This is a genomic window from Paenibacillus taihuensis, from assembly GCF_003386535.1.
In the GTDB taxonomy this organism is placed as follows: domain Bacteria; phylum Bacillota; class Bacilli; order Paenibacillales; family Paenibacillaceae; genus Paenibacillus_Z; species Paenibacillus_Z taihuensis.
In genome coordinates, this window is record NZ_QTTN01000007.1 from 31,053 (window position 1) to 43,011 (window position 11,959).

General features: G+C 47.8%; 12 protein-coding genes. All 12 read right to left on the bottom strand.

Annotation, left to right across the window (positions count from 1 at the left end; all coding sequences use genetic code 11):
* Positions 1–113: 113 nt before the first annotated feature.
* The 12 genes from A8990_RS07755 to A8990_RS07820 all read right to left on the bottom strand — a co-directional run bounded on the left by A8990_RS07755 (position 114) and on the right by A8990_RS07820 (position 11,886).
* Positions 114–560, bottom strand: coding sequence for a GNAT family N-acetyltransferase (locus A8990_RS07755; protein ID WP_116188451.1), 447 nt, complete (start codon positions 558–560; stop codon positions 114–116).
* Positions 541–2,028: a serine hydrolase domain-containing protein gene (locus A8990_RS07760; protein WP_116188452.1), complete on the bottom strand. Its 1,488-nt coding sequence runs from the start codon at positions 2,026–2,028 to the stop codon at positions 541–543. The genes A8990_RS07755 and A8990_RS07760 overlap by 20 nt, the downstream gene beginning before the upstream one ends.
* A gap of 186 nt (positions 2,029–2,214) precedes the next feature.
* Positions 2,215–2,568 carry a VOC family protein gene (locus A8990_RS07765; RefSeq protein ID WP_116188453.1) on the bottom strand — a complete coding sequence of 118 codons (354 nt, stop codon included), beginning with the start codon at positions 2,566–2,568 and terminating at the stop codon, positions 2,215–2,217.
* A gap of 766 nt (positions 2,569–3,334) precedes the next feature.
* A complete protein-coding gene (locus tag A8990_RS07770; RefSeq protein WP_116188454.1) occupies positions 3,335–4,096 on the bottom strand; it encodes a DUF3891 family protein in 762 nt (253 codons plus the stop codon).
* An 18-nt stretch (positions 4,097–4,114) separates the two neighbouring features.
* A complete protein-coding gene (locus tag A8990_RS07775; protein WP_116188455.1) occupies positions 4,115–5,086 on the bottom strand; it encodes a hypothetical protein in 972 nt (323 codons plus the stop codon).
* A gap of 16 nt (positions 5,087–5,102) precedes the next feature.
* Positions 5,103–5,624, bottom strand: coding sequence for a GNAT family N-acetyltransferase (locus tag A8990_RS07780; protein ID WP_116188456.1), 522 nt, complete (start codon positions 5,622–5,624; stop codon positions 5,103–5,105).
* A gap of 31 nt (positions 5,625–5,655) precedes the next feature.
* Positions 5,656–6,432 carry an SDR family oxidoreductase gene (locus tag A8990_RS07785; protein ID WP_116188607.1) on the bottom strand — a complete coding sequence of 259 codons (777 nt, stop codon included), beginning with the start codon at positions 6,430–6,432 and terminating at the stop codon, positions 5,656–5,658.
* A gap of 384 nt (positions 6,433–6,816) precedes the next feature.
* Positions 6,817–8,253 carry a hypothetical protein gene (locus A8990_RS07795; RefSeq protein WP_147306786.1) on the bottom strand — a complete coding sequence of 479 codons (1,437 nt, stop codon included), beginning with the start codon at positions 8,251–8,253 and terminating at the stop codon, positions 6,817–6,819.
* Between the two features lie 458 nt (positions 8,254–8,711).
* Entirely contained in the window at positions 8,712–9,230 is a 519-nt protein-coding gene (locus A8990_RS07805; protein WP_116188460.1) for a DMT family transporter, read from the bottom strand.
* Complete coding sequence (locus A8990_RS07810) at positions 9,227–9,937, bottom strand: Crp/Fnr family transcriptional regulator (RefSeq protein ID WP_116188461.1); 711 nt, start codon at positions 9,935–9,937, stop codon at positions 9,227–9,229. Before A8990_RS07810 ends, A8990_RS07805 begins: the two co-directional genes overlap by 4 nt.
* Before the next feature lie 34 nt (positions 9,938–9,971).
* Positions 9,972–10,397: a DMT family transporter gene (locus A8990_RS07815; protein WP_116188462.1), complete on the bottom strand. Its 426-nt coding sequence runs from the start codon at positions 10,395–10,397 to the stop codon at positions 9,972–9,974.
* Between the two features lie 85 nt (positions 10,398–10,482).
* Positions 10,483–11,886: an MFS transporter gene (locus A8990_RS07820; RefSeq protein ID WP_116188463.1), complete on the bottom strand. Its 1,404-nt coding sequence runs from the start codon at positions 11,884–11,886 to the stop codon at positions 10,483–10,485.
* Positions 11,887–11,959: the final 73 nt, after the last annotated feature.

Consider the following 11,959-nt stretch of genomic DNA (forward strand, 5'->3'; position numbering starts at 1 on the left):
CAAATGTAGTTTCGCATTAAAAAGAGGACAGGCATGCGCCTATCCTCTATCATCTCTCTTCTCTCTCTCTGCTCTCTCTCTTCTCACTCTGTCCTCTGCCCTCTAATATCGCTTCAAGATTTGTTCCACTCATACTTTATATCGTCGAGCTGCTCTTCATTAATCGAACCTCTGCCAATAATCCGAAACCCGTTACGCTCATAGAATCGCTGCGCTTTCTTGTTCACTTCGAAAGTGTATAAGTACAGAGTTCCTGCAGATTGCTGTTTGGCGAGGTTCAGCAGCCGAGTCCCGAGTCCTAACCCCTGATAATCGAGATGAATGTACAGCTGGTTAACCCAGTTCTCATTACAAGCCAATATGCCTGCTACTTGATCACGAGTTGGATCGATAGCCAGAAGAACCTTATTGTCTTGCTTCAAAATGTGATTCAGAAAGTAAAGATGATCCTCAAACGAGTGTATGTCTTTCTGCCCAATCGCTTGCTCCTTGCTTTCCCTCCACATCTTAACCGTTTGTTCCCCGTAAGAAGGTTCATATTCAATGATTGAGAATTCCATTTGAATCCACTCCGTTCCCGTTCCAAATGCCAGTCATGCGAGCAGCTTCTTGCGGAAGCCAATCCCAGTATAAGTTAGAGGCAAGCTCAAGTTCAATCTCGCAAGACTGCGCTGAGAAACGGCAAGTGAACATGCGTCTGAACGAAGTTTCTACAAAAGCCAAATGGATGACCAGCGTGCGCTCGTCGAGCCATATGAAGCTGCCTGCGACCTTCATTGCCGAGCCTTCGCCAGGATCTGAAACAGCTAGACTGCTCATCTGCCACCAGCCTCGGCCCAATCGCGCATGCTGCTCGCCAAAGGGATTATGAATTGTCAGCGTAGCTTCATGTGGCTCGAACCGCAGGGATACCGTTTCTATCTGTTCTTGATTCGGTTCGATCATATAGATTCGGTCTTGAATAAGCGACTCAATCCGTGAAGCCGTTTCCCTCAGGTCAACTTCGATCCGAAGTTCATCCAACCGCCCGCTCAACTCTGACAAGGCTTCTCTATTCGGGGCTAATGCTTCGTTAGACATACCAGGCAACAGCGTTTCCCAGATTGCATTCACCACTGCTTCCTTCTCATCCGTTCCAGAGAACAAGGCAATGACAGCATCTTGATCAGGCATCACGAGGCAAACTTGGCCGTATGCGCCATCCGCTCGATACGTATTGTGCCGGCAGCGCCAGAATTGATAGCCATAGCCTTGCGTAAAATCGTTATATACGGGATCACCGGTGGAAATATGATAAGAAGTCGCTTCGTCAATCCAACTTGCAGGGAGCAGTTGTGCGCCGTTCCATTGTCCTCGTTGCAAATAGAGCTGCCCAAACTTGGCTGCATCTTCACTTGTAAGGCTCGTTCCCAAACCAGCATGTACAACGCCACGCGGACATTTGTCCCATTTTACTGTTGTCAGACCTAGTGGAGCAAATAATCGTGTATCCAGATAAGCGTCTATCGACTGCCCAGAGGCACGATTAATGATCGCACAGAGCATATATGAAGCTGCAGTATTATAGACAAAATGCGTTCCAGGAGCGTGCTCGATCGGGGTTGTCAGAAACAGTTTCACCCAGTTGCCGTCTCCACAAGACCACGTTGTAACAGCCTCCGCATGTCCAGACGCCATCATGAGCAGATGCCGGATCCTCATAGCGGCCAAGTTCTCAGAGGGGATTTCCGGCGCATCTTCAGGGAAGAGGTCAATGATTCGGTTATCCAGCGAGATGAGTCTCTCCGCAACTGCGAAGCCTATTGCTGTTGATATCAAGCTCTTGCTCATGGAGTACAAGGCATGCGGAATGTCTCTCCGATAAGGGTCCCACCAGCCTTCGGCAACAACGTATCCGTGCCGCGAGAGCATGAAGCCGTGAACCTCCCAATTGTTCTCGCGAATGACATCTAGAAATTTTACGATTGAGGTAGAAGAAATCCCTTGTTGCTCTGGCGTGGATCTAGGCAGACGAGTATCGCTTATCATCGTAACAACTCCTACAGTACAGGATACATGATCCTATATTCTATCGCTCATTCTCGTTGATCGATATGGAATTTTCTATCATTTTTGGACGGATTGACGTTGTCGATCACGCAAAGGTCGCTCCTTCACGAAAAAAACAGCAACCCGTCCAGTTGCCGGCTGCTGTCTGTTCCATGCTATCTCCTTCTACTCGTTCTTCTCCCAAAGCTCGATCAGTCGACCTTCAGGATCCTCGATCCAAGCAAACTTTCCGTATCCATGAACTTCTTCTTTCTTGGCAAGCGGTACGCCAAGCTGTTCAAGATGCTTAAGCGTCTCGTCTAGACTATGTACTTGGAAATTCAACATCACTTGCTGCTCTGTTGGGAAATAATCGTTTTCCTCGGCGAATAGAGTGAAGATCGTCTCGTGACCTGCTTCGGGCTTTATGATCGTCATATTCCAATCGCCAATTTCAAGCTTCAGCACGTCGTTGTACCATTTTTTCACGGCTTCCAAATTCTTCGTTCTCCAAAATATGCCGCCAAAACCTTTGATCATCGTAACGGACTCCTATCTGGTATCAAATTTTTCTATTCAGATCTCAATTATATAATAACCAAAAGCGTTACTTCCCGCCAAAATTCTAACGGTTGCCACATAGGCTATTTAGCCTAAAATGATGCTTTTGTAACTCTAACGGTTGCTAAGAAGCCTAATTGGTGCAATCACCATCGTTTTCTTATGCATCTCGCCAAATAGCCGCTCCAACAACCGTTAGCGTTTATAATGAGCTGTTTTCGTGCAAATAAGCGCTGCGGCAACCGTTACAGGGTTCCAAGGATTTGCGCCGCAATCCCATCCCAATCCGCTTGGTCGGAATTGATCTCAATCGTTGGAATTCGTGACTCTCTCGCACAGTCCCGAAGCTGCTCTTGCTGCTCTAGGAACCTTTGGGATGCCTCCGCTGGCGTCGCATCATTTTGCATCACATCGTTTTTCCAATCTCGCCCTCGGCTTTCAATATACCTGCCTTCAATAACTTCGGGTGACAAGGTTAGCAGAACACAATGAGCGTTCAGCCGCGTGAGACGCTTCTCCAAACTATTAATCTCGATTGAGTCTATAAAGGCAGCACGATGGTTCAGATGAAACCTCTCTAAAAGATAAAAAATACCGTTGGATGGTTTCTTGTGACCGAGTTTATCAATCCAATCGAATTGCTGACCGATATAGTCGACATGACGATCTAATAAACTTGCGAGTAATGTTCACTTATCGCAATGATCGATCTCTCAGCGGAATCCAACTGGCTATGAAATCACTTTCAGCCATCCGCAAAAGTAACTTCTTGCACGTCAAACTCCGTGTCCATATAGGCTTTTCCAATCCCATATTGTGCTCTCAGCTCACGAGAAACATGCTTGATCCGCAGGCTTACTTTGAAATCACGGATAAACGGGAATGGTTGAAGCCCAATTTCCACATTGTTGATCCACTTTGCACGAAACGCTTGATTCTGTATCGCCGTTCCAAAAGCTTCCTTGTACCACGGATGTTCCTCTTCTTTCGTTGCACCAGGCTGATTCAGACAAACATATAATGACAGATCATCACATAGCTGCAGCATGTTCAAATGCTGAGTTACTAACTCGCAACCAGCTTCCAAATCCAGCTTCTTCAAAATCTCGTTCTGTCTATTCGTTTCATGCTTCATGTAAGCGACACAATCCGGATGTGCCGAATTTCGAATCGGCTTGAACGACGTGTAATGAAGACTGCACAATAGCGCAGCGTAGCTGCTCATCTCCTCGACCTCGTCAATCCCGATCCGATAGAGGGGTAATTTCCCATACAGCGGGTAATCCATGAATGAAAATGGAGCATGAATACGGTCATTCCAAATCGGAGTCTCATCCAGCCTGATCCAGCCTCTATCATGCTCTCTGATCGCCAGTAGAATATCGTTCTTAAACGTAAGATCGATATAGTAACCATCCTTGAAATGGCCAGCAATATCTCTAGATAGAATCGCATGATCGTGTTGGGTTACCATCGAGAAATCATTTTCGGATTCACGTACAATCATCTTCCCCACTCCTTCAGGTTAGAGTGATGCTTGCCACTTTTGGACCTCATGCAGGAGATTATCTTCCAAATTAGCTGAGTTCGTTTTGTCATTCCATATTTGAGCGTGATACTTTTCGGGGAACATGGATTTTATCGATTTGGCATTCTCATCGCCATCTTGCGGTTCTTTGTAACCGGTGACGGTGTAGGCGCCATCTTCTTGTTTCAATGTTACGACGGCGGGCAAAGAATGTCCGTTCATACTATTTTCGCTGTTCTTGTTGAAGCCGCCGTAAAGGGAGTACATATATACCTTGATTTCGTTCCCTGCCTTGGCAGATCCATATACTTTATGAACCTCGAAGGACTTATCAGTACCCGAATAGACATCTTTGTAGTGCTCGACGATATAGTTAGAGATCGCTTCGTTTGCTGCTTGGTCAAGCTCTACATTTTCAGATGCAGAATACGCATATACGTGCATTCCTGTGTACTTCAAATAAAATCCATTCTTGATATCCTTTAACTGATCATAATCAACCGCGAATGAAAAATCTGACCCTGGCCCTGACCCTGTTTCGCCAATTATGATTTCATGATGTTTCGAATCGTAAATTGTGAAAGCGTCTATGGAGTAGAAGCTTGAAATGGTACCAACGCCATTGTAGCTGTTATTGCTCATAAATGTGCCATTATCGCGATTCAGTTGGTAAGTGGTGTGAAAACTAAAATAGATGTCATTTGCAAATTTGCCGCGATTCCAAACATCCTGAAGATAGATGGTCGTTTGATTCAATTGTACTAATTTATGATTTTCCTTAAGACGTTCCTCCGATTTAAAAGGAATCCATTCCGGTTTAATAAATATCTCGAAAGGCTGAGAGTCTCGTAGTTGTTTCACTACATATCCATCTGCTTCTAATATCTTCTTCTGCCTTTGATTCTCTGTAGAAGAACATCCCGCAGTAACCCCTAGTATGATAAGCAGCGAAACTAGCATTCTTCGCATCGCAATTCCTCCAACTTCAATCCTCTTTCTTCGCCTCTATAACAAAAACCGGACCATGCCATTTCTCATTGTCTATGAAACTCTCTTGATATACCTCATTATTCGAATACTTCGAAAGCACCTGTTTCCAAAACAGATAAGCAGGCTGGTTAGCAGCTGTCTGCCTCACTTCCCACATGCCGGGGAACTTATTGAAGAGTAAATCTGCAACCGTACTGCCAACTCCTTTACGCCTGTACTTTCGCATAATAAAGAAATCGCTGATCGCATTTGTTTTCTCGGCAGTGCTCAATTTCATATAGTCCTGCTGGATATCCAGACTAACTAATACAAAGCCAGCAATCTCTCCATCTACCGTTACGATAAGGGGACGACGATACTCGTCTGTCCACTGGTGGTCAAAGTATCGATATACGTACAACCCGTGATTGTTAAGGATATGTCCATCAAACTCGCTGCTGTCGTATCGATAGAGCTGAATAAGGTTGTAAAGAACGGTCTTGTCTTCATATGGAACTCGACTAAGTTCAATATTCATGTTGCCTCTCTCCTCTATCTCTCTCTGACTCCTACCAGAAACCACCATCCGAATGTATGATCTGTCCCGTAATCCATTCCGCTTCATCACTTGCTAAGAACACGACTAGCTTGGCGGCGTCTCTCGGGACTCCAATTCGTCCCATCCGGAACTTGGGCAGTAGTGCTGCTTTCAATTCATTGTTCATCCATCCACTGTCGGTCGGTCCAGGATCTACGGCATTCACCGTGACTTGAAGCGGTGCCAGTTCGAGCCCTACTGACTTCGTGAACGTGGAAACCGCGCCTTTCGTTGCTACATACGCCAAATTTCCGGGTTCCGGCGACTTGTCTTGACCTGATACCATGTTAATGACCCGGCCGCCATGTTTTCCTTCAATAAGCTTGGCAAACTCAACGGTCAGAAGAAGTGTCCCTCTTACATTCACGTTGTAATGCGCATCCAGGTTATCGGCATTCAATGAACGAAAATCTACATCTATGGAATAGGCTGCATTATTCACTAAAATTGCAGGCGAACCTAGCTTCTCCTGAACTTCATCAAGCAGCAACTTCGGTGCTTCCGGCTTGGATAGATCCAGTTCCATAGACTCGCAGCGCACGCCAAAGCTTCGAATCTCCTCTTTGAATCGCTCCGTCCAGTCCAGATCCTCATCAGTGACATAGCTCATATGTTGATCGTACCTCGTCCAATGCGTGAAGAAAATATCCGCGCCTTCTTTGGCGAATTCTCGGCAAATGGCAGTGCCGATTCCGTTCCTACGGCTCGTACCTGTAACAATCGCAATCTTATTTAATAATCTCGTCAACATGATCACTCTCCTCGTCGTTTCTCTTCAAAGCTCCATGCCGATTTCGTAATCGTATTCCAGCAATCAAATAGCCCATGCAACTCACGAAAAAGAGCATAAAGATACTTGGGAAATTTACGAGGTACAAGCTTAGTGGGAATGCCCAGAAGAACGCAATGAGCAGCAGCACATGGCTTTTCCGAAGAGTACCTAGTAATGCTGCACACGCAGGCGCCAGGAGGAACAAACCCATCCGCTCGATTGTCGTATGATTCGCAGGCACGGAACTGTATGGATTAGCAAACAAGAAAATGAAATACATTCCAATTGCCAGCAATGATGAGAGTAGGCCTATGTACTTCCATGAATTCAACTCGACCATCTCCTCGTTTCTATCCCCTGCTATTGAACTATGATCTCGCGCAATTGCACATGAACTGCATCCGTATCTCGCAATGTTTCACCGCTGATCCATGCACTTACTTGCATCCCGACTTTAAGGTCCGAAGGAATAAGTCCAGTTTCATGAGACGTCGAATGAATATACAGATCATCATCTGGCGTACCTAGCCAAACTAAAGAATCCGCCTCTTCTCCTTCGAGACGATCAGGCTGGATTGTAATTCTTCCAGATTTGTCGATTGACGTAATCGTTCCCGTTACATCTGGCTGCTCGTTTCGTGCTTCTTCTACGATGCGAAGTGAGAATGAACGCCCCACTAGCTCATAGATGGACTGCTTTAAAGCTTTGAAGGCTTCGTTAGTAACGGGTTGACGATTCCAAGCAAAATTCCTTACAGTAAGCGCGATCCCTTGAGCACTCACTCTCACATCGACCGGATGCAACCCGTAATCCGAAAACATCTCCTGTCTTCCGTAGAACTTCGCCACCGCCTGGCTTAACTTCGATTTCAACGTATAACCAAACGGATAAACAGGCTCGGATTGAAAGTTCGGAGTAGCACGAACGAGTACATATGCGGCTTCGAAGGGCACGTCTGTTACGACAGTCCGAGTCAGGTCGCCATTAGGCGCAAGCTCCTTGATGGAAGTGGCAGTTTTGCCGTTCTTGTCTACAGCAATGATGCTTAGCGTTATAGATGACGGGCGCTCTCCATATCCTTCTTCCCGCTCGAATGTGAAGCTCAGACGGTTGGCGGAAGCTCCTGAACTGAGCCGTACCTGGTGTTGGGTCAAAACCGTCGGAATAAGCGGATATGGCGCGTCCGACATGATTGGAGGATACGCTGGATGATGAACATCACGAATAATCACTTGAGACAAAAGTCGATCAAAGGTAGGATCCATAACAGCCAGCGCAGTGTGATTTCTACCTACAGTTCTTGTCTCGTAAGAGTAGGAATACCTTAGGCCGCGGAGAATCGGCGTTGCAGGGACATATAGATCGCCCGCTCGATATTCAGGTGCTGCTAGAAGGTCATAGCCCATATCGCCTCCATAGATAGCACTCGCGATGCCCTCTCGCAAACCGCCAACTTCATCCACAGAAACAAGGGGTCTAATCTTATAAGAGCTCTTCATCATGGTCTTATTCTGCTGCACGACCGGATAGGTCCGTTCCGTCACAATTGCACCAATTGTGTCTGCGAACGTATGCAGCGGCACCATCAGCTTGTTATTTTTCAAGTACGGTGCTTTATCTCCGGGGAATAACACAAATTGATCATTCATGAGCAATGGGATTAACTGCTTACCCGCTTGAGTTCGTTCACCTGAATCAGCAATTACAGACGTCGTCGAAACAGTTAAAACTCCCCCTACCATGATTACAACAAAACCATTAAATATCTTCCTCCTATGCTTGGCTATCACCGACAACAACAACACCTTCCTCTATGCATGACTGCGAAAAAAGCAAAATCAATTCCTAAATATTGTATATCTTTCAGACGCTGAAATCTCCTAAAAGTTGCTAATCCCGCCAAATGAAAAAGGGCTCTCAGATCGCTCCGAGAACCCTTCTCCCTATTAGTTCTTCAAATGCCTCTCCCAGTGCCAGGAAGCCAATACTTCGCGTATGTCTTTCTCGTCGTCCACAATTAACAATCGGTACATGTCTCATCGTCCTTCCCGAGTTGTCTAGCTTCTGCAATTGCTCTGCAAACAGCAAAAAAAAACGATAGCTCTGCCGCCATCGTTCGATCGTTCCTTCATGAAGTCTAATCCTGTCTGCGCCTCGGAAAACAATCTGAAGGATAGCACAGTTTCCCATTTATCCAGTTCTCCATTTTTCCCAATTTTGTACGCATTTAATTGAAGCCGTTAAGGCTTGCGCATTAACTTACGTATTCACTTCTCCGCTTGGAATCTCCTGCGGAATTAGTTAAAGGTTTGCTTAAATCAGCTTTGCTCGTCTTCGCTTGCGTCTGAAATTTGAATAGCAGCAGGCCAGCGATCAACGCGGTGACGCCGATAGCCTTCTGCCAGCTGAATGGAACTTGCTCTAGACCGAACCAGCCCGTCGAATCCCACCATAACGCACAGACCAGCTGGGATGCCATGACCATCGTTGTCGAAGTGCTTGGTCCAAGAAGTCGAACGCCTTTCACTACGCATGTCACAACGCCAATCCCTAATAATCCACTAAACCAGAACCATAGCGGCATTGCCGGCCAATTGAAGAAATCCGCACCTTCCATTATGACTCCAACGCCAAGTGACGCGATAAATCCCATTCCCAGCACGAGCGCCGTTGTCGTGTGAGAGTGAACCGCCGTGTTCACTTTGTTATTGAACAAGGTTTGCACGCTGACGAGCATTCCTGCCATCAATGCCAACACTACACCAACCATCATCGATACTCCCTCCGCTCCCCATGTTGTTCGTAGATATTTCGTCCAGCGGCTGCTTCCAGTCCAGCGCGGTCTTGGACATGCAGCGTACCTCGGTTTCGATCAATTAGATGCATGTTGCAAAATTTCAGAATGACCCGGTTCAAATGCCTGTAGCTGGTGCCGATCAAGCTCGCGATATCCTTCAAATTAGCTGTGCTGACTTTCGTGGCTTGCGGTGTTGTCACGGACAACAAATAGCTTGCGAGACGAACTTCAACCGGATACAGCAGATTGAAGCTTAGTGAGATCGACTTGTTATAAAATTTATCCGAAATCAGGTGCAGCAGAAACTGCAGGAACGATACTTCCTCCCGGTAGAGGTGCAGGAATCTTTTGTGGATTCCGATCGCCTCTACAGCGGTTACCGCCGTGACCGTATTTAGCGTTTCCAGTCCGTTCAGACACTCGATTTCTCCAATAACGCCAAGGGGCGAAGTGAAATTCACGAGCAGCGTGTTGCCTTCCGTAGACGTCGTATAGACTTTCACTTTCCCGCGCACGATAACGAAGATCCATTCTTGCGCCTCGCCCTGCTTGCACAGCGCTTCCTCCGGTTCGAACTGAAACAGTACGAGATGCTGTCTGAGCGAGCTTGGAAAAATATCTTCAAGCGCGTGCTGCGCCAAGTATTGTCCGATTCGTTGTGATGCGTTCTCGATTTCTTTCATCGCATAAGCCCCCTCTCGTTGATCGATTGGCGAATTAGAATGATAAACATAAGATGCCCGTGATCATTAGTGCAATTCCGATCCATTGCGGCATCCGAAGCTGCAGTACACGCTTCCCGTACCAGCCGGCTTTCTCCATGCCAAGCGTAGCGAAGATCTGAGCGATCAATACTGCCGATACGGTTAGTGCTGCGCCATTTAAGTGAAAAGCTGTGATGTTGCTGAAAATAATGATCGCTGCGAGCGCCCCGCCGAATCGATAATAAAGTTTAACTTGCGATAGCTTCCTCCACGAGCGGTCCTTTGTAATCCATACTATCAGCATCGCCGCAACAAATCCGGTCCCTTGCGTTAAAGTCGCAGCTTGCCACGATCCGAGCTTCTCTCCGATTGCTGCGTTCGCGGTGCTTTGCATCGTTAGAAATACGCCTCCTAGTATGGCGTATAGGATTCCTTTCATTCGCCGTCTTCCTCCTCCTCCATCAACATTGCTCTTCTTATTTAACGATGAACCAATGAATTGGAAAAGGACATATGTCCTGAAATTAAAAACAGCCGCCGATCGTTGTCGGCAGCTTGATTTGCGTATGGTAAAAGCAGTACGCGTTCCTATCATCCATAGTGGAAGTCGTGGCTGATGCTTCCAACTCTGTTGGCGACATCGATGCCGATGCCGATGCTGATGCATACCAGACCGTCGTCGCCAGTTGGATAACCGCCGCGACGTAGAATGGCAGCACCCAGTGGCCGTGCTCAATCATTCTGCCAAAAGCACCAGGCCAGAGCACGATGCTCAATCGCAGCAGAAGGGCACGCCATCTTGTCTGCATGAATCGTCGCTTTCTGCTGCTTCTTTCGTTGGCTGGCTCGGCAATATCTGTGCCAGATAGGTCGAGCTCCTCAGCGCTGCTCACCTCTGGACTTGTGCGCGAACGGCGTTTGCTCGCCGCCGCAGCGCTCCGATTGCTGCGCGATCCCATGTGAAGCGATGTAGTCAGCGCAGTCAGGATAGCGGCGGAATATATAGAGCCGGACCACGGCATTAGCGCTACCGTGACTACGCCAGCCAGCTGCATGCCCACGATCGCCTTCGCCGTGCCGAAACGTTCGGCCGCCCAGATGCCGCCTATCGATGTAATCCCAGCGCCGGCGTAGGACAACGCCATGACGATGCCGATCTCTGCTTCGGATACGCCGAACTTGGCTCGCAGCCAGTAGGACGTCATCGTACCGGAGAGCGCCAGCGCCAAGCCATTGACCAGCGCTGCGGCACTCGATGAACGACCCGTTGTTCGATCATCTGTACTGGCAGCTACAGTTCCAGCTCCGCGTGATTTCCGCTCGCCGCCTTTCAAGCGGTATACGATTGCCGCGCATGCTAGCGACAATGCAGTAATGACCGCGAACATTGCTCGATAAGTGCTTGCGCCGTTTTGAGCGATTTGCAAGAATTGCGGTACACCAGCGAGCAGGCAGCCAACCGCTAAGCCGATGTAGCCGAATGCCGCATGAAATCCGTAGGCGCGATCCGTCTGCTGCTTCGCGTGGGCTGCAATCCAGAAGCGCTCAATCGGACCCGCCGGTCCGCCGGAGCCGCTATGTCCCACGCCTAATCCGGCGACTGCAAGCGAGGTGCAAATAACAGCCGCGTTCGTCGAGAAAACCAGCGTTAATGATGCAACAGCAGTCAACAGCTCGAATGCGAGCAGATATTTTTTGGCGCCGAGCCGGGCATTAATCGTTCTTGCGAACGCCGACAATGAGAGACGGACAAGCAGCGTGAGGGCAATCATGCCGCCGACTGCTCCACCGCCAAAGCCGAGCGCGTTCAAATATAAGCTGACATCGACAATCGCGATGCCCTGGCAGACACTCCGCAAGCAGGCGATGGTCTGAAGTAAACGAACGTTGCGATGAGCCGATTTCCAATCCTGATACAACCGCTTCAATATTGTGCCTCCTTACTCTGCTGCCCGAATACCCTATAGCATCCATTATACGTGTCAAAGTTGACATCTTCTG

Excerpts from the sequence above, each read along its gene's own strand:
- A8990_RS07755 (WP_116188451.1), bottom strand. The coding sequence starts at position 560 with ATGGAATTCTCAATCATTGAATATGAACCTTCTTACGGGGAACAAACG.
- A8990_RS07760 (WP_116188452.1), bottom strand. The coding sequence starts at position 2,028 with ATGATAAGCGATACTCGTCTGCCTAGATCCACGCCAGAGCAACAAGGG.
- A8990_RS07765 (WP_116188453.1), bottom strand. The coding sequence starts at position 2,568 with ATGATCAAAGGTTTTGGCGGCATATTTTGGAGAACGAAGAATTTGGAA.
- A8990_RS07770 (WP_116188454.1), bottom strand. The coding sequence starts at position 4,096 with ATGATTGTACGTGAATCCGAAAATGATTTCTCGATGGTAACCCAACAC.
- A8990_RS07775 (WP_116188455.1), bottom strand. The coding sequence starts at position 5,086 with ATGCGAAGAATGCTAGTTTCGCTGCTTATCATACTAGGGGTTACTGCG.
- A8990_RS07780 (WP_116188456.1), bottom strand. The coding sequence starts at position 5,624 with ATGAATATTGAACTTAGTCGAGTTCCATATGAAGACAAGACCGTTCTT.
- A8990_RS07805 (WP_116188460.1), bottom strand. The coding sequence starts at position 9,230 with ATGATGGTTGGTGTAGTGTTGGCATTGATGGCAGGAATGCTCGTCAGC.
- A8990_RS07810 (WP_116188461.1), bottom strand. The coding sequence starts at position 9,937 with ATGAAAGAAATCGAGAACGCATCACAACGAATCGGACAATACTTGGCG.
- A8990_RS07815 (WP_116188462.1), bottom strand. The coding sequence starts at position 10,397 with ATGAAAGGAATCCTATACGCCATACTAGGAGGCGTATTTCTAACGATG.